Origin of the sequence: Massilia eburnea (assembly GCF_009720745.1) — a bacterium.
In the GTDB taxonomy this organism is placed as follows: Bacteria; Pseudomonadota; Gammaproteobacteria; order Burkholderiales; family Burkholderiaceae_D; genus Rugamonas; species Rugamonas eburnea.
The window spans coordinates 340,510-361,677 of sequence record NZ_WNKX01000002.1; the positions used below are offsets into that span (position 1 = coordinate 340,510).

Here is a 21,168-nt window from a genome sequence, read left to right on the forward strand (position 1 = left end):
ATCAAAAATCGCTAAACCACCCCAAATTTAGGCCTGTTTAGTAAACAACAGCGCTGCGGTACACCGGATACAGGTTCTGGCGCTCATCCCAGCTGCCGTGGCGGCGGGCAAAGAAGTCCAGGCGCGCGCGCGGGTTCTTGGCGAAGGCAGGGTCGCTTTCCAGCCTGGCCTTGAAGGCGGCGGCCAGCGCAGGATCGGCGGCCAGCATCTCTCGCGCCGCTTCTTCGGCCACGTACTCCTCCATGTATTCCTTGCGCTCGGTGTAGTTGTTGAAGAAGCCCCAGGCTGCCAGCGAGTCTGCGCCGGCCGGCTCCAGCATCGTCATCACCAGGCGCGATTTCGCCTGGGCGATCGGCACGAACAGCGCGCCCTTGCCTACGTCGCGCTGCTCCGGCTTCCAGGCGCCCTTCCAGCTGGCCAGCTGGTGGCCTTCGAACGAAGCGCCGGAGAGCTTTGCTTCATCGGCGCGGAAGGTCTCGACCGCCACCTTGCCCGGCGCCGTTTTGAGAACGGCGTAGCTGATGCCATGCACCTTCAATTTGGGCTCGACCAGCGCGGCTTGCGCGGCGGGGATCAGGTAACCGCCTGCCGGCGCAACCGCCACCATGTCCGGCACCACTTCGTCGCGCAGCGGAACGGTCCACTTCTGCGGCTTGCTCTCGTCATATTTGGTCCACATGCCGCCCGACACGTCGGACGGGGTGCGGGTGTATTCATAGCCCGGGAAATCGATCATGGTGCTGCGCTCGGTAGTCTTGTAGCTGAGCGCCATGTTCTCCAGTTTTGCCGCGCGCACGTCGGCTTCCGCAGCAGCCTTGGCCCAGGCCGCGCCGTGCAGCGCGAATTGGTCCATCAGCGAAACAATGGTGTTGCGGGTGACCTTCACGCGGTGCGGGTAGTCGCGCCAGGAATGCGTCTCCACCAGCATGGCGAAGCGGTTGCGCAGCGGGAAGTAGCCAGTCGAGAAGCGCGGCGTGGACATGCTGTCGACAAACCCGGAGTCCGGCTGGTCGGTCTTGTCGAAGGAGATGTAGAAGTGGCGCGGGTCGGAGCCCTGCTTGCGCAGGTCGGCCATGACGTTTTCGCGCAGCTCTTTACCGATCGGCAGCAACTCCGGATCGCCGCCGTGCACCGGCTCGACCTGGATCGAGACATCCGGCTGGAACTTGGCGCCATCGGTTACGTGCAGGTCGATGTAGGCCAGTGGATCCCACTCGTTGACCAGCTTGAGCATGGCCTGCATTTCCGGCGCATCGGCCTTCACGTAATCGCGATTGAGGTTGTAATTCTGCGCCGTCACGCGCCAGCCCATCTCCACCGGACCGCGCTGGTTGGGGCGATTGTTCTTGCTGAAGCGCTCGTGGCCGTCGACGTTGAACACGGGGACGAACAGCACCACCTGTTTGTCCAGGGCGCCGGCGGCGGCCTTGCCGTCGAGCGCTTCATGCAGCGCCCAGAAACCGGCGTCCTTGCCGTCGATTTCACCGGCATGGATACCGCCCTGGACCAGCAGCACCGGCAGCTTGCGCTGTTTTGCCGCTGCGGCGCTCAGCGCGCCGGTACGGGAGACTGCCAGCGCCAGCATTGGGCGGCCTTCCGGCGTTTCACCGAAAGTAAAACAGCGCACGGCTTTCGGATAAGCCTTTTGGTAAGCCGTGCACAGGCGCTGCACTTCCTCATAGCGGCCGGTGGCCTGGTAGCCGGAGCGTTCGGCGACGGTACTCAGGTCTGGTGCGGCTTGGGCCAGCGGGAAGGCGGCAAGAAGGGAAAGCAGCAGTGCATTGCGCAGCATTGGTGAACTCCGGCAAAAAATGAAGATGCCGGGAATGCTAACGCAAATTGTTCAGCTCTGGAACATAAGAAAAAAGGCCGGGGACTTGCCCCGGCCTTGCTTATCAGGCTGCGTGTGTCGCGACAGCCGGTTTGTTGAATTCAGCCAGCAACGATGCTTCCTTCTGCTTGGCCGCCTTCAGGTGGCGCTCCTTCACGTGGCCGTAACCGCGGATGTCTTCAGGGATGCGCGCGATCGCCGCGGCGGTTGCCACATTATCGGCAGTCAGCTTGCCCAGCAGGCCTTCCACGGTCTTGCGGTATTCGCCGATCAGGGCGCGTTCCATCTTGCGCTCTGCGGTGTAGCCGAAGACGTCGAGGGCGGTGCCGCGCAGGCCTTTGAACTTGGCCAGCACGCCGAAGGCCTTCATCATCCATGGACCGAATTCCTGCTTGACCAGGTGGCCTTCCTTGTCCTTCTTCGCCAGCAGCGGAGGGGCCAGGTGGAATTTCACCTTGTAGTCGCCTTCGAACATGTTTTCGATCTTGGCGCGGAAGGCCGGGTCGCTGTGCAGGCGTGCCACTTCGTACTCGTCCTTGTAGGCCATCAGCTTGTAGAAGTAGCGGGCCACGGCTTCGGTCAGCTTCTTGCCGCCGACTTTTTCCTCCGCTGCCTGTACTTGCGCCACGAAGTCGCTGTACTGCTTGGCGTACGCGGCGTTCTGGTAGGCGGTCAGCAGTTCCACGCGCTTGGCGATGATCTCTTCCAGGGTCTGGGTACGCTTGAATTCGATCACGGTTGCCGGGGTGGCCAGCTTGGTCACGGCTGCGGTGTCATGCGCGCAGTAGCGGCCCCAGTTGAAGGCTGCCTTGTTGAACGGGACGGACACGCCATTCAGCTCGATCGCCTTCATCAGCGAGGCTTCCGACAGCGGCACGTGCCCTTTCTGGAAGGAGTAGCCCAGCATGAACATATTGGTCGCAATCGAATCGCCCATCAGCGCGGTCGCGATCTTGCCGGCGTCGACGAAGTCCACATTGGTTTCGCCGCATGCGCGCTTGATCTCGGCCTGCGAAGAGGTGCCCGGGAACTGCCAGTCAGGGTTCTTCACGAAAGCAGCGGTGGTCGCGCCGGTTGAATTGATGGCTGCGTAAGTGCGGCCTTCGCCCATGCGCGACAGCGCGTCTTTCGATGCGGTCACGATCTGGTCGCAGCCGATCACCAGGTCGGCGCTGCCGGTACCGACGCGGGTCGAGTGCAGGTCGGCCTGCTTGTCGGCCAGGCGTACGTGCGACATCACAGGGCCGCCTTTCTGGGCCAGGCCGGACATGTCCAGCACGATGGCGCCCTTGCCTTCCACGTGGGCAGCCACGGCCAGGATCTGGCCGACGGTCACCACGCCGGTGCCGCCGATACCGGTGATCAGGATGCCGTACGGGTTGGCGGTCGACGGCAGTGCAGGTGCTGGCAGGGCTGGCACTTCACCGCCGCCGGCTGCTGCCGCTTTCTTCGGCTTTTTCAGGCCGCCGCCTTCCACCGTCACGAAGGATGGGCAGAAGCCGTTCACGCAGGAGAAGTCCTTGTTGCAGCTGGACTGGTTGATCTGGCGCTTGCGGCCCAGCTCAGTTTCCAGCGGCTCCACGGACAGGCAGTTGGACTGCACGGAGCAGTCGCCGCAGCCTTCGCAGACCGCTTCGTTGATCACGGCGCGCTTGGCCGGGTCAGGGTATTCGCCTTTCTTGCGGCGGCGACGCTTCTCGGACGCGCAAGTCTGGTCGTAGATCATGGCCGACACGCCCGGCTTGTCGCGCAGCTCGCGCTGCACGTCCATCAGCTCGGAGCGGTGGCGCACGGTGACGCCCGGCGCCCAGTTGTAGTCGTCCGGATATTTTTCAGGATCGTCGGTCACCACGATGATCGGCGTCACGCCTTCCGCAGCGATCTGGCGCGAAATCATGCCTGGATCGAGCGGACCGTCCACGTTCTGGCCGCCGGTCATTGCCACGGCGTCGTTGTACAGGATCTTGTAGGTGATGTTCACCTTCGCCGCCACGGCAGCGCGGATCGCCAGGATGCCCGAGTGGAAGTAAGTACCGTCGCCCAGGTTGGTGAAGACGTGCTTTTCGTTGGTGAACGGCGCCTGGCCGACCCAGGTCACGCCTTCCGCCCCCATATGGGTGAAGGTGGACGTTTCGCGGTCCATCCACAGCACCATGTAATGGCAGCCGATACCTGCCATGGCGCGCGAACCTTCCGGCACCTTGGTCGAGGAGTTGTGCGGGCAGCCGGAGCAGAAGTAAGGAATGCGGTCGGTTTCCGGGTTGGCTTTGGCCGGCAGGTTTTTCAGCGCGGCTTCTTTGGCTTCCAGGAAGGCGATACGCTCTTTCACGCGGGCTGCGACCGGATGGTCTTTGCAATAGTGCTCGATACGCGAAGCGATGGCGCGTGCGATCTGGGCTGGGTTCAGCTCATAGGTCGCAGGCAGCAGCCAGTCGCCGTGGCCGGTCTTGCCCTTGTTGCTCCATTCGCCGGTGTCGTCGAACTTGCCGACCACGCGTGGACGTTCGCCGTCCGGCAGGTTGTACAGTTCTTCCTTCAGCGCGTATTCCAGGATCTGGCGCTTCTCTTCCACCACCAGGATTTCGTCCAGGCCCTTGGCGAATTCGTGCACGCCGTCCGCTTCCAGCGGCCAGGTCATGCCGATCTTGTACAGGCGGATGCCGATATCGGCAGCGGCTTGCTCGTCGATGCCCAGGTCGGCCAGCGCCTGGCGGGTGTCCAGGTAGGACTTGCCGGCGGTGATGATGCCGATCTTCGGCTTCGGCGCATCCCAGATGATCTTGTTCAGCTTATTGGCGCGGCAGTAGGCCAGCGCGGCGTACCACTTGTAGCTGTTCATGCGGACTTCCATGTCCAGCACGGTGTCCGGCCAGCGGATATTCAGGCCGCCCGGCGGCAGCTCGAAGTCTTCCGGCATCTGGATCTGAACGCGGTCAGGGTCGAAATCAACCACGGCGCCCGACTCGATGATGTCGGTCACGCATTTCATCGACACCCACAAGCCGGTGTAGCGGCTCATGGCCCATGCATGCAGGCCGTAGTCGATGTATTCCTGCACCGACGATGGGTACAGCACCGGAATGCCGCAGGCGTTCAGGATGTGGTCCGATTGGTGGGCGGTGGAGGACGATTTTGCAGCGTGGTCGTCACCGGCCAGCACCAGCACGCCGCCGTGCTTGGAGGAGCCGGCGTTGTTGGCGTGCTTGAACACGTCGCCGCAGCGGTCAACGCCCGGGCCTTTGCCGTACCACATGGAGAACACGCCGTCGTACTTGGCGTCTTCGAACAGGTTGGTCTGCTGGGTGCCCCAGACGGCGGTCGCCGCCAGGTCTTCGTTCATGCCAGGGTGGAACTTGACGTGGTGCGCGTCGAGGTGCTTCTTGGCCTTCATCGCGGTCTGGTCGACCGAGGTGACCGGGGAACCGCGGTAGCCGGTGATGTAGCCGGCGGTGTTCAGGCCGGCTTTCAGGTCGCGCTCACGCTGCAGCATGGGCAGGCGGATCAGGGCTTGCGTGCCCGTCATGAAGGCGCGGCCGCGCTCCAGCGTCCACTTGTCGTCGAGGGTGATGTCGTGCGCGGGCGATAGCTCGCCGCTCTTGACCGGTGCGTTCATCTGGTGTGTCTCCAAAAACTTCTCAAAAATTTAGAACGGCGCCCTGTCTTATGTGCGGGGCTGCCGGAATTCTTTTAAACCCGGTAAACCTGGGTCAGACCCAAGGGTCTGACCCTGTCTGCGCGGCTTGCAGTGGATGGGTCTGACCCTTGGGTCTGACCCGGCCTTACCGGGTTTAAGCGGCGGTCTTGCTAGGATCGTCCAGCACGCCGCGTCGAATCTGGTCCAGCTCAATCGACTCGAACAATGCGCGGAAATTGCCTTCGCCGAAGCCCTGGTCGCCCTTGCGCTGGATGATCTCGAAGAAGATCGGCCCAATCACGTTCTGGGTGAAGATCTGCAGCAGCAGTTCGCGCTCGGTTTCGTTCGAATGACCGTCGATCAGGATGCGCAGGCGGCGCAGTTCCTCAACGTTCTCGCCATGGCCAGGCAGGCGGCGGTTCACCAGCTCGTAGTAGGTCTCGATCGTGTCCTGGAACACGATGCCCTGGTCACGCAGGCCCTGCACCGAGTTGTAAATCTGGTCGGTACCCAGCGCGATGTGCTGGATGCCCTCGCCGTGATATTCGTTCAGGTACTCGGCGATCTGCGACTTGTCGTCCGACGATTCATTGATCGGAATGCGGATCTTGCCGCAAGGCGAAGTCATGGCCTTCGACTTCAGGCCGGTCAGCTTGCCTTCGATGTCGAAATAGCGCACTTCGCGGAAGTTGAACAGGCGCTCATAGAAGTCCGCCCATTCCTTCATGCGGCCGCGGTGCACGTTGTGCGTCAGGTGGTCGATATAGGTCAGGCCATTGCCGACCGGGTTGGCTTCGGCGCCTTCAATGGCCACGAAGTCGGCGTCGTAAATGGAGATGTCGCCGATCGCGCCGGTCGGCTTGCCGTCCGGCGAATTCTTGCCGCGCCAGCGGTCGACGAGGTACAGCAGGGAGTCGCCCACGCCCTTGATGGCAGGGATATTCAGCTCCATCGGACCGGTTTTGTTGTCAAAACCCCACGCACCCAGTTCCAGCGCGCGCTTGTACGCAAATGCCGCATCGTCGACGCGGATCGCGATGGCGCACACGGATGGGCCGTGCTGACGGGCGAAGCGCTGGGCGAACGAATCCTGTTCGGCGTTGATGATGAAGTTGATATCGCCCTGGCGGTACAGGGTCACGTCCTTGTGGCGGTGACGGGCGATCGCGGTGAAGCCCATGTTTTCAAACAGCTTACCCAGGGCTTTTGGATCGGGTGCCGCGAACTCGACGAACTCGAATCCGTCGGTGCGCATTGGGTTTTCCCAGGGGGTGAATTTCATGGTGCGTCTCCCATTTGAATTTGCGCACAGTATAGTCTTCAGCGAGCGACATTTAATTGCAAAGATTTCCCAATGGCGATCAAATTGAGCAATAATATTGCCAGAACCAAGACCATATGAGGAATTTATGACTAAGATTGCGCTGGATAAAACGGATCGCAAGATTTTGTCCATTTTGCAAACCGATGGACGCCTGTCCAACCAGGATGTCGCAGAGCAAGTCAACCTCTCTCCCTCCCCTTGCCTGCGCCGCATCAAGCGCCTGGAAGAGGAAGGCGTGATCCGCCAATACGTGGCGCTATTGGATCCCGACAAGATCGGCCTCGGCCTGCTGGCCTACGTCAACGTGCGCCTGGAGAAACACAGCGACGCCGCCGCCCATAGCAACGCGCGCGCCTTGGGCGTCAACCCGACCGGCACTTCGCCGCGCGCCGATTTCGCGGTCGCCGTCGAGCAATGGCCGGAAGTGGTGGCCTGCTACGCCATGACCGGCGAAATGGATTACCTGCTGCGCGTACACGTGGAAGACATGGACCACTTCTCGCGGTTCATGATGGCCACCCTGCTGCGCCATCCGGCCGTGCTGGATGTGAAATCGTCCTTCGCCCTGCAGCGGATCAAGGACACCACTGCCCTGCCGCTGGTGTAATCATGAGCCGCCGGTTCTTTCTGTTGTTCGCCGCTAGTTTCGCAGTCGCCGCCGCTCCCGCAGGGGCCCAGGAGTTCACCCCCTATCTCCAGGCCAGCAAGACCCTGATGGCCATGCGCGAGCTGCCGCGCTTGAAGGACCCGATCGGGCCGGCCCTGCTGGATATCCTCGGAGACAACCAGACCTTCCTGGACAAACGGCCTTTCACTGCGGACGACATGTCGCCCTTGATGGAGGTCTGCGGAGTCGCCAACAAGATCAGCGTCTCGTACATGCTGCATGGCCTGGACAAGGGCCTGGCCGGCGTCGACAAAAACGATATGCAAGCGGCGGCGCGCGCAATGCAGGCCGTGGCCATGCGCAATGTATTTGAATACCAGGACGAACTGGCGATCCTGATGCCATTCACGCTGCGCTGCCAGGCAAGAATGGCTCCGCTGATGGAAGATTTCCTGCGTAAGCTGCCGCCCGAAGAGTTGACCGACATCCGCAAGGGCGGCGTACATCAGATCCAGAATGGTGCCTTCGGAAGTTACTCCGGCTATCTCACGATGATCACCGGCAGCGGCATCAAGGACGCCAACCTGCGGCGGATGTCCGGCACCATGGCCGAAGTAGCGCCGGCTTACGCGTCCATCATGCAGTTGGCGCAACGCCGCCAGCTGCACGAGCTGGCGGCCGCGACGAAAGCAAAGGCGCCGGCAGCGCTGGCCGGCGACCTGGAGAAAGTTATCCAGGCCATGGCCAGCGATAGCTGCAATGCCTTATGCTCCGTGCAATGAATCATTCGTGCTGGTGCTGCCGCACCAGTGACTGTTCCAGCCGCTGGTAGTCCGCCGTAGCGCGGACTTTGGCGATCGCATTCCACATCGCTTCGAAACGCCTGGGCTCCTTGTCGTAGGACTTGCGGTTCACCATCAGGTGAAAGTCGAAATTGGCAAACGGCTCCCTGGCCAGCACTACACGGCCCTTGTAGCGCGGATCTGCTTTCAAGAGGTTCTCTGCGTCGCGCCCCATGAGCACGGCCACGTCGGCGCTGCCGGCAGCCAGAAGGCGCAGTCCTTCTTCCGCCGACTTGGGCGTGTCGATCACTTTCTGGCCCATCGCCTGCAACATATCCACGATGTAGTAGCCGCGCTGCGCCACCACCAGCTTGCGGGGATTGACCAGGGTTTTGCCATCCCAGCTGGCGCCGCTGTCCACGCGCAGGTAGATGTCCACATGGTCATGGTACATGGCGCGCTCGGGGTCTTGCGTGCCATCCGCCTTGCGCGGCGGTACGCTGTACACGCGGCGGCGCGGATTGTCGGACGGGCCGACCATCGCATCCATGATGCCGTTGCGCGTCTCTTCTTCGCAGCGCCGCCATGGGCGGGGGATGAAGTCGACCTGCTCGCCGGCCAGCGTAGCCGCACGCTTGATCAACTCGATGTTCAGGCCCGTACCGTCCGGCATGGTCCACGGCGCCTGCGGAATATCTTCGAAACAGAGCTTCAAAGGCCTGCCCCACGCCGGCGCCTGGAGCGCGGCGATGGCCACAACGAATACGATGCTGCGCAGGGCGAACGGCATGAAAAGCCTCCTTTTGTTCGCCTGATTCTACGCCAACCTGAAACGCAGGTTCAGTCGTCCGACTTTACGCCGGGAATCTTGTCGAGGAGTTTGCTGGCTGCGCGCACATTGGCTTTCAGCGCGTAATCGAGGGAAGCGAGTTGTTCTTCCATCGCTTCCTGCAGCACGCTGACCGGATCGGCCGGGCCGAGCTTGAGGTAGGCATCGGCTTCGCCGTAATCCCTGTGGATTTCCATGCCGGCTTTTTTGGCGATGTGGATCATCGTGGCGTTCGACGACAGGCAGTGCATGTACAGGGTGTCGACGTCATTGTTGCGGCAGGCGATATTGGCGCGCTCGAACAGCTTGGAGCCGATACCAAGGCCGCGCGCCGATTTGGAAACCGATACGCCGAATTCCGCCACCTGGTCTTTTTCGGTGACCTTGTGCTTGTCGGCGTCGCGGTCGGCGAATGCAAGGTGGCCAACCGCAACCAGCTTGAACACGCGGTTGTACACGCCGAAGACCAGGTCGCGGTCGAAATCGATGCTGCTGACGTAGCGCGTGATCTGCTCGTCGTTGACCGGGCTGCCGAAGCGCAGGAGGCGGTCGCGCGGCTCCAGCGTCAGGAAATGTTTGAGCATACGGCGGCGGTCGCGTTCACGCAACTCCTTGACCGGCACGGTCGGCCGGTCTTTGCCGCCGAACAGGCCGCGCAGGGGATTGCGGAAGAAGTTAAGGCCTGTCAATTGTCCACCTCCTAAGCGCCGGTCACCTCATGCACCGCATGCACGCGGGCCGCCCGCACCAGCTCCGGAATCATCTGCGGCTGGCCGGACGAGCGCTGGGCGATCTCGCCGGCGTTCACTCCACGCGCGGCATCAAGCGCCTTGGCCAGCCGCTCGCGCTGCGGCGCCGAAGCACGGCCGGCGCATTCAGCTGCGGCGACCATCTGCGCGAAACGCGCGGGCTTGCGGAAGCCGTCGCAACGCTCGAACAGGCTCACCAGGGCGGCGGCATCGAGCTCCAGCGCCTTGTCCACGCTGGCGCGGTCGCGCGCAGTCATCACAGCCAGGTCTCGGCATTCGGTGGGCACCTTCAGGCGCTTGCTGGCCTGCTCGACCTGCGGCACATCCAGCGCCAGCGTCAATGCTGCGAATCGCACCGGCAGCTCGCTGTCCTGCACGGCGGAGCGGTCGACCACCGGCTCCACGGCGAGGCCGTCGCCAATTTCTGGGATGATGTGCGACAGCGCGCCGCATTCGCGCAGCACCTGCAGCATGCGCGAAGGCTTCTGTTCCATCAGGCCGCGCGCAATTTCCTGCCATACGCGCTCGGGCACCAGCGCATCGACCTCGCCCTCTTCCACCATGCGCTGCATCAGCGCATTGGTTTCCGGCGCAACGCGGAAATCAGGGAAGCGCGAGGCAAAGCGCGCCAGGCGCAGGATGCGAACCGGGTCTTCGGCGAATGCATCGGAAACGTGGCGGAAGATACGGTCCTTGATGTCCTGCTGGCCGTGGTAAGGATCAACCAGCGTGCCATCGTCGCCGCGTGCGATGGCGTTGATGGTCAGGTCGCGCCGCACCAGGTCTTCTTCCAGCGTGACGTTGCTGGAAGTGTGGAACACAAAGCCTTTGTAGCCGGGCGCCGTTTTGCGCTCGGTGCGCGCCAGGGCATACTCTTCCTGCGTTCGCGGGTGCAGGAAGACGGGAAAGTCCTTCCCCACCGGACGGTATCCCGCCTTCACCATGTCTTCCGGCGTCGCGCCTACCACCACATGGTCGTGGTCCTTGACGGGCAGCCCAAGCAATGCATCGCGTACCGCGCCGCCGACCACGTATGTCTTCATTGCCATCAGTCTTTCGGCATCTCCGCGTCATGCAGTGGCGCGGTTTCGGTTTCCGCCAGTGCGCCGGCGATCCAGGCGTCGACCGCCGGGTGGCTGCGCACGCGCTCGCAGTAGGCGGCCAGCGCCGGGGGCAGCACGACGCCGTACGTCTTGAAGCGGCATACGACCGGCGCAAAGAAGGCGTCGGCAATCGAGAACTCGCCGAACAGGAATTCGTTGTGGCCAAAGCGGCTCAGGCATTCTTCCCACATTTCGCTGATGCGGCCGATGTCCGCCTGGGTGGCAGGGGTGCGGCCCTTGCCCGGATAGCTGCCCTTGATGTTCATCGACATGGTGCTGCGCAGGCTGCCGAAGGAGCTGTGCATCTCGGCGCACACCGAACGCGCCAGCGCGCGCGCGGCAACGTCGCGCGGCCACATCGGCTTGTCGGGGAATTGTTCGGCCAGGTATTCGCAGATCGCCAGGCTGTCCCAGATCGCCAGTTCGCCTGCCAGCAGGACCGGCACGCGCCCGCTCGCGCTGTACTTGGCGATATTGTTCGAGGTGTCGGGCTGGTCGAGCAGCACGCGCACTTCAGTGAACGGGATATTGAAAGCTTTCATCGCCACCCACGGGCGCATCGACCACGAGGAATAGTTCTTGTTGCCGATAATGAGGGTCAGGCCGGGTTCGCGCGCGGCGGCCAGGGTTTCGGCAAGTTTCGGGTCGAGTTCAGTGGTCTGCATTTTTCTCCTCTGGTTTGCTTAGCGGCCGCCGTAAGCGGCTTCCTGTTGTTCCTGTTCGGTGTGGCCCTTCGGCGTCACGGTGCCGCCAAGGCGCGCCTTCAGCGATTGCGGCCGGCCTTCGAACAGCGCGGCGTAATAGGTGGCGTTCACCATCACGTTTTTCACGTAGCCGCGCGTTTCAAAGTAGGGAATCGTCTCGATGAAAATGGTGCTGTCCATCGGCTTGGTCAGCTGCGTACGCCAGGAGCGCAGGCGGCCCGGCCCGGCGTTATAGGCGGCCGTCGCCAGCACCTGTGAGCCGTCCATGCTGCCCAACACCATGTTCAGGTAATTCGCGCCCAGCAGGATATTGGTCTTCACGTCCGACAGCATGCCCTGCACGAAGTCGGTCAGGCCGATCTTGCGCGCCACCCAGCGGCCGGTCGACGGCATCACCTGCATCAGGCCGGAAGCGCCGACTGCCGATTGCGCATCCATCACGAAGCGCGACTCCTGGCGGATCAGGCCATACACCCAGGCGCGGTCCAGGCCCAGGGTGCTGGTAGTCGGCTGCATGATGTCGTCATGCGGCACAGGGTAGCGGTGCGTGTAGTCGGCCTGCACGCGGGTTTTCTCGGAGGTGTACACCATGCGGTCCAGAACATGCTTCGAGCGTGCGAATTCGGCGGCGGCGATCAGCTGGCGCTCGTTCAGGCTGCGGGTTTCCCAGTTCCATTCGCGCGTTCCTTCAAAGCGCAGGCGCATGTCGAAGAACTTGAGTGCGCGCTGCAGGCCCGGGTTGGCGGCGATGGCGGCCATTTCAGCCGGTGTCGGCGCCGCGCCCGGCGGCGGGATGGTCACCAGCGTGCCCAGCTCCTCGCTGGCCAGGATGCCGTAGTAGCTCGACTGGTCGGCGATGCTGCGGTAGGCCGCCAGGACTTCCGGCGTGTTGCTGCCCGCCTCCGCCGCCATGGCGCGTGCGCTCCAGTAGATCCAGGTCGGGTCCTTGCGCAACTGCGCAGGCATGGCGGCGATATTGGCCTTGACCGCCTTCCAGTCGCGCTCACGCAGGGCGATGCGGGTCTTCCATTGAATCTGCTCGAGCGACAGCGGCGCGCCTGCCGCCTTGGCCCAGTAGCCTGCCGTGTCGGGCGAGAACGAGTAGGACGACACCAGCGCCAGGTTGGCCCAGCCGATGGCGCGTTCCTGCGGCGTCAGCTTGGGTGAATTTTTTTCAAGCGCCAGCTTGGCCAGGGCCATGCTGGTGCGGGCGCCGCGGCCCACGGCCACCAGGAAGATTTCGTGGTCGGCGCGCGTGGAGCCGGCGCCCTTGGCCAGCGCCAGCGTCGGCAGGTCCACTGCCTGGCCCATCTTCTTATCCGAACCGTTCAGCAGCAGCACCGTGCGTTTGGCAGGGCCGGTGGCATTGGTCTCACCGGCCAGGCGCACCTGCGTCCACAGATCTTCGTCCGTGAACTGGCCGGCCTGCGCCAGCGAAGCGATCAGGGAGCCGCAAGCTTCGCCGTAATATGGCGGATAAACGAGCAGCGCGCGCGCGTCAGCGGCGACATTCTGGCCTTTCGACAGGCGCGACAGCAGGTTGTAGCATTTGACCTGGGTGTCATCCTGCAGCACGAACAGTGGGAATTGCTCGTCGAAGGTCGCCCAGTCGCGCTTGCGGCCCAGGTCCAGCAGCCAGTCGTTGCGCATGCGGTCGGCGATGGCGCTTCCTTCGTATTTTTTCAGGAAGGCTCGCACCTCAGGGGGCGAGACGTCCTTGAACCGCGCCTTCAGGCGGTAATAATCAACATAGGAAGGAATCGAGTAATCGCCCAGCTGGGCGGCGTAGAACTCCGCCTTGGCGGCATCGTCGCGCCGAACAGCATCGCGCAAGAGAAGGAAGGCGTCATCTTCCTTGCGGTTGTCGCTTGCGTTATCCTGCGCCAAAGCCAGTGGCGAGGCGGCGCATGCTGCGACCATCAGTGCGCCGGCTATCCATTTCGAGGTGGAAATCAATGTACGACTCTCAAGGTAATTCACGATATGACCAGCCCAACTAGGATACCACGCAACCCCGACGGCCAGCCAGCGCCGGGCAAGGCGGAACTGCGCAAGATCATGCTGGCTGCACGCCGCGCGCTGGCGCCGGAAACGCGTGCGCAGTGGGACCAGGAAATTGGTGCGAAAGTGGTCCAGTGGTGGCGCGAATCCGGCGTGGGGTCGGTGGGTGTGTATTGGCCCTTGCGTGATGAGCCGAACTTGCATGCCTGTTATGCGGAGCTGGCGGAGTTGGGGGTGCGCTTGCTGCTGCCGGTGGTGCTGGAGAAGCATGCGCCGCTGGCTTTCAGCGAGTGGACGATCGGGGAGCCGATGGTGAAGGATTCGATGGGGGTGGCGGTGCCGGCCATGCTGCGCATTGTGGAGGAGTATCCGCCGGCTTTGCTGATTCCGTGCCTGGGGTATAACCCGCAGGGGTACCGGCTGGGGTATGGGGGAGGATTCTATGACCGTACGCTGGCGCGCGAGCCGCGGCCGGCGACGGTGGGGGTGGCGTATCGCTGCCTGGTGGCGGAGTTCGGGTCGGATGAGCATGATGTGGCGCTGGACCGCATCATCACCGAAGACTGAACCCGGTAAACCTGGGTCAGACCCAAGGGTCTGACCCTGTCTGAGCTACGGCCAGCGGCTTCGGCACGCGCGGGTCTGACCCTTGGGTCTGACCCAGATTTGCCGGGTTTAGGTCAAACGGTTCCACAACGCCGTGGTCGCAACGGACTGGTTCATGGAATAGAAGTGCAGGCCCGGTGCGCCGCCGGCCAGCAAGCGCTCGCACAGCTCCGACACGACATCCAGCCCGAAAGCCTTGATCGAGGCGCTGTCATCGCCAAACGACGCCAGCTTCAACCGCACCCAGCGCGGAATCTCCGCCCCGCACATATCCGAGAAGCGCATCAGCTGCGTGTAGTTCGTGATCGGCATGATGCCCGCCACGATAGGCACATTCACGCCCGCCTTCTGCGCCGCGTCGACGAAATGGAAATACGCATCGGCGTTGTAGAAGTACTGCGTGATCGCGGCATTCGCGCCGGCATTCACCTTGCGAACGAACGCCTGCATATCGTCCTGCGGCGAACGCGCCTGCGGGTGCACCTCAGGATACGCCGCCACTTCGATATGGAACCAGTCGCCCGTTTCCGCGCGCACGAATTCCACCAGCTCGTTCGCATAGCGGAACTCGCCCGACATGCCGTAGCCGGATGGCAGGTCGCCGCGCAGCGCCACCAGGCGCTTGATGCCATGCGATTTGTACTGCTGCAGGATGGCGCGGATCGATTCGCGCGTGCCGCCGATACAGGACAAGTGCGGCGCGGCTTGCTCGCCGGCCGCCATGATCTCGAGCACGGTATCCAGGGTGCCCTGCTGGGTCGAACCGCCGGCGCCGAAGGTCACGGAAAAATATTTGGGGTGCAGCTCGGACAGTTTGGCGCGCACGGCGCGCAGCTTTTCCGCCCCTTCCGGCGTTTTCGGCGGGAAGAACTCAATACTGAAATTATGGTTTGCCATCATTGTCTTTCAACAGGAGGGTAGACAAGGCCCAGGAAATCACGCTGTACAGCAGTGCGCCGAGGATGGCAGAGCCAAAGCTGTCGACGTGGAAGCCGTCCACCACTTTCGCCACCAGCCAGAACATGAAGCCGTTGATGACGAAGATGAACAGGCCGAGCGACAGCACGGTAACGGGCAATGTCAGCAACAGCAGCACAGGGCGCACGAGGGTGTTGACCAGGCCAAGCAGGAGGGCAGCAACCAAAGCGGCGCCAATGCTTGTGACATTGACGGAATGCATCAGGTAAGGCACCGCGAAGAGCGCGGCGGCATTGATTATCCAGGTGAGGACCAAACGCATGATATTTGCTCGATTCATTAACCCGGTAAATCTGGGTCAGACCCGAGGGTCCGACCCATCCATTACCGGTGCCGCAGACTTGGGTCTGACCCTTGGGTCTGACCCAGGTTTACCGGGTTTTAGTAACGGTAGTGCTCTGGCTTGTAAGGGCCTTCAACTTTCACGTTGATGTACGCCGCCTGCTCTTCGGTCAGGGTCGTCAGCTGCGCATTCAGCTTCTTCAGCTGCAGGCGGGCGACTTTCTCGTCCAGGTGCTTCGGCAGGGTGTACACGCCGACCGGGTAGGCCTTGGTGTTGGCGAACAGTTCGATCTGGGCGATGGTCTGGTTGGCGAACGAGGACGACATCACGTACGAAGGGTGGCCGGTGCCGCAGCCCAGGTTCACCAGGCGGCCTTCAGCCAGCAGGATGATGCGCTTACCGTCCGGGAAGATCACGTGATCCACCTGCGGCTTGATGTTCTCCCACTGGTACTTCTTCAGGGAAGCGACATCGATCTCGTTGTCGAAGTGGCCGATGTTGCAGACGATCGCCTGGTCCTTCATCTTCAGCATGTGCTGTTCGGTGAGGATGTGGTAGTTGCCGGTGCAGGTCACGAAGATGTCGCCGTGTTCGGCGGCGTAATCCATGGTCACCACGCGGTAGCCTTCCATTGCGGCTTGCAGGGCGCAGATCGGGTCGATCTCGGTCACCCAGACTTGCGCCGACAGGGCGCGCATCGCTTGCGCCGAACCCTTGCCCACGTCGCCGTAGCCGGCGATGACGGCGATCTTGCCGGCCACCATCACGTCGGTCGCGCGCTTGATGCCGTCCACCAGGGATTCGCGGCAGCCGTACAGGTTGTCGAACTTGGACTTGGTGACGGAGTCGTTCACGTTGATGGCCGGGAAGGCCAGCTTGCCTTCCTTGTGCATCTGGTACAGGCGGTGCACGCCGGTGGTGGTCTCTTCGGTCACGCCCAGGATGTGCGGCAGGCGCTTGGAATACCAGGTCGCGTCCTTGGCCAGGTGGGCCTTGATGGAGTTGAACAGGCAGATCTCTTCTTCCGAGCCTGGGTTGTTCAGGACCGAGATGTCTTTTTCAGCGCGGGCGCCCAGGTGCAGCAGCAGGGTTGCATCGCCGCCGTCGTCCAGGATCATGTTGGAGTACACGCCTTCGCCTGGCCATTCGAAGATGCGGTGGGTGTAGTCCCAGTAGTCGGCCAGGGTTTCGCCTTTGACAGCGAACACCGGGGTGCCGACCGATGCGATGGCGGCGGCGGCGTGATCTTGGGTCGAGTAGATATTGCAGGAGGCCCAGCGTACTTGCGCGCCCAGTGCTTCCAGGGTGCGGATCAGCACTGCGGTCTGGATGGTCATGTGCAGCGAGCCGGTGATGCGCGCGCCTTTCAGCGGCTGGGCGGCGGCGAATTCTTCGCGGATTGCCATCAGGCCTGGCATTTCCGTTTCGGCGATCTTGATCTCTTTTTCGCCCCATGCGGCCAGGCCGATGTCAGCGATGATGTAGTCTTGGGAATCTTTGAGTACGGCGTTCATCACGCCCTCCTTTCAGTGTGTTGAAAAAAGTAACGTGAGCGCGGTGTTGATGTTCCGAGCCTGGCCAGGCTTGCTGGTCGCAGCGCTCCTCGGAGGGGGTAGATTGTATCACTGTGCCGGCTACAACCGGCAAATCTGCAGTGGGGGACGGGGGCTGGACCTAGGGCCAGTCCCCGCCACGGGCCGGGTGTCTGACCCTGCGGGTCAGACACCGCTTTACCGGTTTAGAGGCCCGCAGCAGCGCGCAGGATCGCCGCCTTGTCGGTACGCTCCCAGCTGAATTCCGGCTCTTCGCGGCCAAAGTGGCCATACGCGGCGGTCTTCTGGTAGATCGGGCGCAGCAGGTCCAGCATCTGCACGATGCCTTTCGGGCGCAGGTCGAAGTGTTCCTGCACCAGCTGTGCGATCTTCTCGTCGGAGATCACGCCGGTACCTTCGGTGTACACGGTGATATTGATCGGGCGTGCCACGCCGATCGCGTACGACACCTGCACCTGGCACTGGCGCGCCAGGCCGGCGGCCACCACGTTCTTGGCCACGTAACGGGCAGCGTAGGCAGCCGAACGGTCAACTTTCGAAGGATCCTTGCCGGAGAACGCGCCGCCGCCGTGCGGGGCTGCGCCGCCGTAGGTGTCGACGATGATCTTGCGGCCGGTCAGGCCGCAATCGCCCTGCGGGCCGCCGATGACGAAACGGCCGGTCGGGTTGACCAGGAACTTGGTGTCCTTGATCCACTCGGTCGGCAGCACCGGGCGGATGATCTCTTCGATCACCGCTTCTTCGATCTGCTTGTGGCTCAGTTCAGGCGCGTGCTGGGTCGACAGCACCACGGTATCCACGGACACCGGGCGGCCATCGACGTAGCGCAGGGTGACCTGCGATTTCGCGTCAGGACGCAGCCATGGCAGGCGGCCGTCCTTGCGCAGCTGCGACTGGCGCTCGACCAGGCGGTGCGAGTAATAAATCGGCGCCGGCATCAGTTCCGGGGTTTCGTCGCAGGCGTAGCCGAACATCAGGCCCTGGTCGCCGGCGCCCTGGTCCAGGTCGATGCCCGCACCTTCGTCGACGCCCTGGGCGATGTCAGGCGATTGCTTATCGTAAGCAACCAGCACGGCGCAGCCCTTGTAGTCGATACCGTATTCGGTGTTGTCGTAGCCGATACGCTTGATCGTATCGCGGGCGACTTGAATATAATCCACGTTGGCGTGGGTGGTGATTTCACCAGCCAGCACGACCAGGCCGGTGTTGCACAGGGTTTCTGCGGCAACGCGGGCACGTGGGTCTTGCGTCAGAATGGCATCCAGAATCGCATCGGAAATCTGGTCGGCTACCTTGTCCGGGTGGCCTTCAGAGACGGATTCAGAAGTGAAAAGGAAATCGTTGGACATCGCAAGCTCCTGTTTTGGCTCAAATAATAACATTGTCGCAAAACCAATAAAGCTTGCGACGCTTTAGCGAAGTTTGTATCCCGCCTCGCAAGTTGTCTGTTAACTCAGCGGCTACTGCAACGTGGTATTTTACGCTTCTTAAAAAATTTTTGTGCAGAGCAACGTATAAAATGCTCTTATAAACTTATACATGCTGTTAAGAATATTCCGCTTTTTTTCCGTTTTCCCCCTGCCAGTACTGCACGCCATCGGCGTGGGACTTGGCTGGCTGGTCTACCTGCTTTCCCCTTCCTACCGCCGCCGCATGCGCAGCAACATGGCCCAGGCCGGGTTTTCGTCCCATTTGGGCAGTGCCGTGGGCGAAGCCGGCAAGGCCATGTTTGAACTGCCCTTCATCTGGTGCGCCGACCCGCAGCGCGTGAGCAGGAGCGCCACTGTGGAAAACTGGGACCTGGTCCAGCAATACCTGGATGCCGGCAAAGGCATCGTCTTCCTGACCCCGCACCTGGGCTGTTTTGAGATCACCGCCCAGGAAATCGCCCACCGCACCGAGCTGATGGTGATGTACCGTCCGCCGCGCAAGGAGGCGCTGAAACCGCTGGTCGAGGGCGCCCGCGCGCGCAAGAACCTGCTGCTGGCGCCCGCCAATATGGGCGGCGTGCGCATGCTCGCCAAGTTCCTGAAAAAAGGCCAGCCGATCGGCCTGCTGCCCGACCAGGTGCCGCAGGAAGGCGAAGGCGTCTGGGCCGATTTCTTCGGCCGCAGCGCCTACACCATGACCTTGCCGGCCAAGATGGCCCAGCTGGGCGACGCCGTGGTCCTGATCGTCTACGCCGAGCGCCTGCCGGGCGGCAAGGGCTTCGTGGTGCGTTTCGTGCCGTTCGAACGTTCGCTGGAAGGCGATGCCGCCGCCCAGGCGCGCGCCATCAACGCCGAAATGGAGAAGCTGATTGCGCGCTGCCCGGCCCAGTACTACTGGAGCTATAACCGCTACAAGACGCCCCCCGGCGTTGCCGGTCCAGCCGCGCAGGAGGCAGCATGAGGCTCCTGATCGGTTTGATGTGGCTGCTGCACTGGCTGCCGCTGCCGGTGCTTGGCCGCATCGGCAAGGGCATGGGCAGCCTGCTGTTCATCATCATGGGTCCACGCCGTGAGATCACGCTGACCAACCTGCGCCTGACGATGCCGCAGCTGACGGAAGAACAGCGCCGCGACATCGCGCGCCAGCACTTCCAGGGCTATTCGCGCAGCGTACTGGAACGCTCGGTCCTGTGGTGGGCGCCGGAGTCGCGCCTGAAGAAGCTGATCACCATCGAAACCAGCGCCGGCATGCCGCCTGGCGAGATTCCGGTCGAGCTGATGACGGAGAAGCCGACCATCCTGCTGTGCCCGCACTTCGTCTGCCTGGACGTGGCGGGCGCCGCCATCGCCATGGAAGCGTCGGCATCGTCGATGTACGTCGCGCAATCGAACAAGGTCTTCGATGAGGTGCTGCGTGCGGGCCGAGCGCGCTTCAAGCCGGTCAAGCTGTTCTCGCGCAAGGATGGCATCAAGCCGATCTTCCGCGCGCTGAAAGAAAAGCTGCCCTATTTCATGCTGCCGGACATGGATTTCGGCGACAAGGAAGCCGAATTCGTGCCTTTCTTCGGCATTCCCGCCGCAACGCTGACCGCCACTGCGCGCATCGCCGCGGCAACCGGCGGGCAAGTGATGCCGGTCATTGCAACCTTCCTGCCAAATTACGCCGGCTACCGTGTGAAGTTCTATCCGGTGTGGGAGAATTACCCAGGCCCCGACATGATTGCGGCAACGCGCCGGATGAATGAATTTATTGAAGAACGCGTCAAAGAAGCGCCTGCCGAATACTTCTGGACCCACAAGCGCTTCAAGACCCGCCCGGAAGGCGAACCTTCCTTCTACTCGAACAAACGATGAAACTCAAATTCACCAAGATGCACGGCGCCGGCAATGACTTCGTGGTCATCGACGCCATCAACCAGAAGATCGACTTCACGCCGGCCCAGTGGCAGAAGCTGGGCGACCGCCGCTTCGGCGTAGGCGCGGACCAGATCCTGGTGGTGGAAAAGTCGGATGTGCCGGGCTGCGATTTCCGCTACCGCATCTTCAACAACGATGGCGGCGAAGTGGAGCAGTGCGGCAACGGCTCACGCGCATTCGTCAAGTTCGTCGTTGAAAAAGGCCTGACTTCGGCCCGCAAGATTACGGTGGAAACCATGGCCGGCATCATTGCGCCGAGCCTGGAAGCCGATGGCAGCATCACCGTCGACATGGGTGCGCCGGTGCTGGATCCTGCGCAAGTGCCCTTCGTTGCCGAAGGCCTGCAGGGCCAGCCGGAAGGCCGTGAAACCCTGTGGCCGCTGATGCTTGAACTGGGCGGCCAGCGCGAGTCGGTGCAGGTGTCGGTGGTGTCGATGGGTAATCCGCACGCGGTGCAGGTGGTGGCTGACGTGGATGCCGCGCCGGTGGAACTGGTGGGGCCGCTGATCGAGCATCATGTACGCTTCCCCAAGCGCGTGAATGCGGGGTTCATGCAGCTGGTAAATCGCCAGCACGTGAAGCTGCGCGTGTTCGAACGCGGCGCCGGCGAGACGCTCGCTTGCGGAACGGGCGCCTGCGCGGCCGTGGTGGCGGGGATTCGCCGCGGCCTGCTGGATTCGCCGGTACGCGTGGATGCGCGCGGCGGGCAGCTGTCCATTGCCTGGGCGGGTGAAGGGCAGCCGGTGTATCTGACTGGACCGGCAGTGACGGTGTTCGAAGGCGAAATCAACATCTAAACCGGTACCTAGGCACCAGCTTGCAGCGGCCGCGTATCGG

The 21,168-nt window shown here is 62.6% G+C and carries 18 protein-coding genes and 1 riboswitch; of the genes, 6 read left to right on the forward strand and 12 right to left on the reverse strand.

Annotated elements, in window-relative coordinates:
* Positions 1-37 precede the first annotated feature (37 nt).
* From GM658_RS04070 to hppD, 3 genes are all read right to left on the reverse strand, one after another.
* Entirely contained in the window at positions 38-1,792 is a 1,755-nt protein-coding gene (locus GM658_RS04070; protein ID WP_155452712.1) for a M14 family metallopeptidase, read from the reverse strand.
* Between the two features lie 103 nt (positions 1,793-1,895).
* Positions 1,896-5,444, reverse strand: coding sequence for an indolepyruvate ferredoxin oxidoreductase family protein (locus GM658_RS04075; protein WP_155452713.1), 3,549 nt, complete (start codon positions 5,442-5,444; stop codon positions 1,896-1,898).
* Between the two features lie 175 nt (positions 5,445-5,619).
* A complete protein-coding gene (gene hppD / locus GM658_RS04080; protein WP_155452714.1) occupies positions 5,620-6,747 on the reverse strand; it encodes a 4-hydroxyphenylpyruvate dioxygenase in 1,128 nt (375 codons plus the stop codon).
* 127 nt (positions 6,748-6,874) lie between these two features.
* On the opposite strand from hppD, the gene GM658_RS04085 reads away from it, so the two are divergent.
* Entirely contained in the window at positions 6,875-7,396 is a 522-nt protein-coding gene (locus tag GM658_RS04085; RefSeq protein ID WP_028103119.1) for an Lrp/AsnC family transcriptional regulator, read from the forward strand.
* A gap of 2 nt (positions 7,397-7,398) precedes the next feature.
* A complete protein-coding gene (locus GM658_RS04090) occupies positions 7,399-8,178 on the forward strand; it encodes a hypothetical protein (RefSeq protein ID WP_155452716.1) in 780 nt (259 codons plus the stop codon).
* Between the two features lies 1 nt (position 8,179).
* Here the strand turns inward: GM658_RS04090 and GM658_RS04095 are convergent, their stop codons facing one another.
* Genes GM658_RS04095 through GM658_RS04115 form a run of 5 tightly spaced genes read right to left on the reverse strand, consistent with a single transcriptional unit; the run spans position 8,180 to position 13,483 of the window.
* Complete coding sequence (locus GM658_RS04095) at positions 8,180-8,968, reverse strand: substrate-binding periplasmic protein (RefSeq protein WP_155452717.1); 789 nt, start codon at positions 8,966-8,968, stop codon at positions 8,180-8,182.
* Positions 8,969-9,018: 50 nt separating this feature from the next.
* Complete coding sequence (locus GM658_RS04100; RefSeq protein WP_155452719.1) at positions 9,019-9,696, reverse strand: GNAT family N-acetyltransferase; 678 nt, start codon at positions 9,694-9,696, stop codon at positions 9,019-9,021.
* Positions 9,697-9,707: 11 nt separating this feature from the next.
* A complete protein-coding gene (locus tag GM658_RS04105) occupies positions 9,708-10,799 on the reverse strand; it encodes a tRNA nucleotidyltransferase/poly(A) polymerase-related protein (protein WP_155452815.1) in 1,092 nt (363 codons plus the stop codon).
* Positions 10,800-10,804: 5 nt separating this feature from the next.
* A complete protein-coding gene (locus GM658_RS04110; protein ID WP_155452720.1) occupies positions 10,805-11,524 on the reverse strand; it encodes a glutathione S-transferase family protein in 720 nt (239 codons plus the stop codon).
* An 18-nt stretch (positions 11,525-11,542) separates the two neighbouring features.
* Positions 11,543-13,483, reverse strand: a complete 1,941-nt coding sequence (locus GM658_RS04115) for a lytic transglycosylase domain-containing protein (protein WP_229416742.1) — start codon at positions 13,481-13,483, stop codon at positions 11,543-11,545.
* A gap of 63 nt (positions 13,484-13,546) precedes the next feature.
* Between GM658_RS04115 and GM658_RS04120 the strand changes: the two genes are divergently transcribed.
* Positions 13,547-14,131 carry a 5-formyltetrahydrofolate cyclo-ligase gene (locus tag GM658_RS04120; protein WP_155452723.1) on the forward strand — a complete coding sequence of 195 codons (585 nt, stop codon included), beginning with the start codon at positions 13,547-13,549 and terminating at the stop codon, positions 14,129-14,131.
* Between the two features lie 108 nt (positions 14,132-14,239).
* On the opposite strand, the gene metF is transcribed toward GM658_RS04120, so the two are convergent.
* From metF to metK, 4 genes are all read right to left on the reverse strand, one after another.
* Positions 14,240-15,067: a methylenetetrahydrofolate reductase [NAD(P)H] gene (gene metF / locus GM658_RS04125; RefSeq protein ID WP_155452816.1), complete on the reverse strand. Its 828-nt coding sequence runs from the start codon at positions 15,065-15,067 to the stop codon at positions 14,240-14,242.
* Positions 15,054-15,410: a phage holin family protein gene (locus tag GM658_RS04130; RefSeq protein WP_155452724.1), complete on the reverse strand. Its 357-nt coding sequence runs from the start codon at positions 15,408-15,410 to the stop codon at positions 15,054-15,056. Before GM658_RS04130 ends, metF begins: the two co-directional genes overlap by 14 nt.
* 119 nt (positions 15,411-15,529) lie before the next feature.
* On the reverse strand, positions 15,530-16,945 hold the full coding sequence (gene ahcY, locus GM658_RS04135; RefSeq protein WP_155452726.1) for an adenosylhomocysteinase: 1,416 nt from the start codon (positions 16,943-16,945) through the stop codon (positions 15,530-15,532).
* Positions 16,946-16,974: 29 nt separating this feature from the next.
* Positions 16,975-17,042: riboswitch (S-adenosyl-L-homocysteine riboswitch) on the reverse strand.
* Between the two features lie 127 nt (positions 17,043-17,169).
* Entirely contained in the window at positions 17,170-18,333 is a 1,164-nt protein-coding gene (gene metK / locus GM658_RS04140) for a methionine adenosyltransferase (RefSeq protein ID WP_155452727.1), read from the reverse strand.
* A gap of 190 nt (positions 18,334-18,523) precedes the next feature.
* Between metK and GM658_RS04145 the strand changes: the two genes are divergently transcribed.
* From GM658_RS04145 to dapF, 3 genes are read left to right on the forward strand one after another with little or no spacing between them, the layout of a single operon-like run.
* Positions 18,524-19,375, forward strand: coding sequence for a lysophospholipid acyltransferase family protein (locus tag GM658_RS04145; RefSeq protein ID WP_155452729.1), 852 nt, complete (start codon positions 18,524-18,526; stop codon positions 19,373-19,375).
* Positions 19,372-20,268: an LpxL/LpxP family acyltransferase gene (locus GM658_RS04150; RefSeq protein WP_155452730.1), complete on the forward strand. Its 897-nt coding sequence runs from the start codon at positions 19,372-19,374 to the stop codon at positions 20,266-20,268. The genes GM658_RS04145 and GM658_RS04150 overlap by 4 nt, the downstream gene beginning before the upstream one ends.
* Positions 20,265-21,128, forward strand: coding sequence for a diaminopimelate epimerase (gene dapF / locus GM658_RS04155; RefSeq protein WP_155452731.1), 864 nt, complete (start codon positions 20,265-20,267; stop codon positions 21,126-21,128). The genes GM658_RS04150 and dapF overlap by 4 nt, the downstream gene beginning before the upstream one ends.
* The last annotated feature ends 40 nt before the right edge of the window (positions 21,129-21,168 follow it).

Excerpts from the sequence above, each read along its gene's own strand:
- GM658_RS04110 (WP_155452720.1), bottom strand. The coding sequence starts at position 11,524 with ATGCAGACCACTGAACTCGACCCGAAACTTGCCGAAACCCTGGCCGCC.
- GM658_RS04120 (WP_155452723.1), top strand. The coding sequence starts at position 13,547 with ATGACCAGCCCAACTAGGATACCACGCAACCCCGACGGCCAGCCAGCG.
- GM658_RS04075 (WP_155452713.1), bottom strand. The coding sequence starts at position 5,444 with ATGAACGCACCGGTCAAGAGCGGCGAGCTATCGCCCGCGCACGACATC.
- metK (WP_155452727.1), bottom strand. The coding sequence starts at position 18,333 with ATGTCCAACGATTTCCTTTTCACTTCTGAATCCGTCTCTGAAGGCCAC.
- GM658_RS04085 (WP_028103119.1), top strand. The coding sequence starts at position 6,875 with ATGACTAAGATTGCGCTGGATAAAACGGATCGCAAGATTTTGTCCATT.
- GM658_RS04090 (WP_155452716.1), top strand. The coding sequence starts at position 7,399 with ATGAGCCGCCGGTTCTTTCTGTTGTTCGCCGCTAGTTTCGCAGTCGCC.
- GM658_RS04105 (WP_155452815.1), bottom strand. The coding sequence starts at position 10,799 with ATGAAGACATACGTGGTCGGCGGCGCGGTACGCGATGCATTGCTTGGG.
- GM658_RS04095 (WP_155452717.1), bottom strand. The coding sequence starts at position 8,968 with ATGCCGTTCGCCCTGCGCAGCATCGTATTCGTTGTGGCCATCGCCGCG.
- GM658_RS04070 (WP_155452712.1), bottom strand. The coding sequence starts at position 1,792 with ATGCTGCGCAATGCACTGCTGCTTTCCCTTCTTGCCGCCTTCCCGCTG.
- ahcY (WP_155452726.1), bottom strand. The coding sequence starts at position 16,945 with ATGAACGCCGTACTCAAAGATTCCCAAGACTACATCATCGCTGACATC.
- dapF (WP_155452731.1), top strand. The coding sequence starts at position 20,265 with ATGAAACTCAAATTCACCAAGATGCACGGCGCCGGCAATGACTTCGTG.
- GM658_RS04130 (WP_155452724.1), bottom strand. The coding sequence starts at position 15,410 with ATGCGTTTGGTCCTCACCTGGATAATCAATGCCGCCGCGCTCTTCGCG.
- metF (WP_155452816.1), bottom strand. The coding sequence starts at position 15,067 with ATGGCAAACCATAATTTCAGTATTGAGTTCTTCCCGCCGAAAACGCCG.
- GM658_RS04150 (WP_155452730.1), top strand. The coding sequence starts at position 19,372 with ATGAGGCTCCTGATCGGTTTGATGTGGCTGCTGCACTGGCTGCCGCTG.
- GM658_RS04115 (WP_229416742.1), bottom strand. The coding sequence starts at position 13,483 with ATGGTCGCAGCATGCGCCGCCTCGCCACTGGCTTTGGCGCAGGATAAC.
- GM658_RS04145 (WP_155452729.1), top strand. The coding sequence starts at position 18,524 with ATGCTGTTAAGAATATTCCGCTTTTTTTCCGTTTTCCCCCTGCCAGTA.
- hppD (WP_155452714.1), bottom strand. The coding sequence starts at position 6,747 with ATGAAATTCACCCCCTGGGAAAACCCAATGCGCACCGACGGATTCGAG.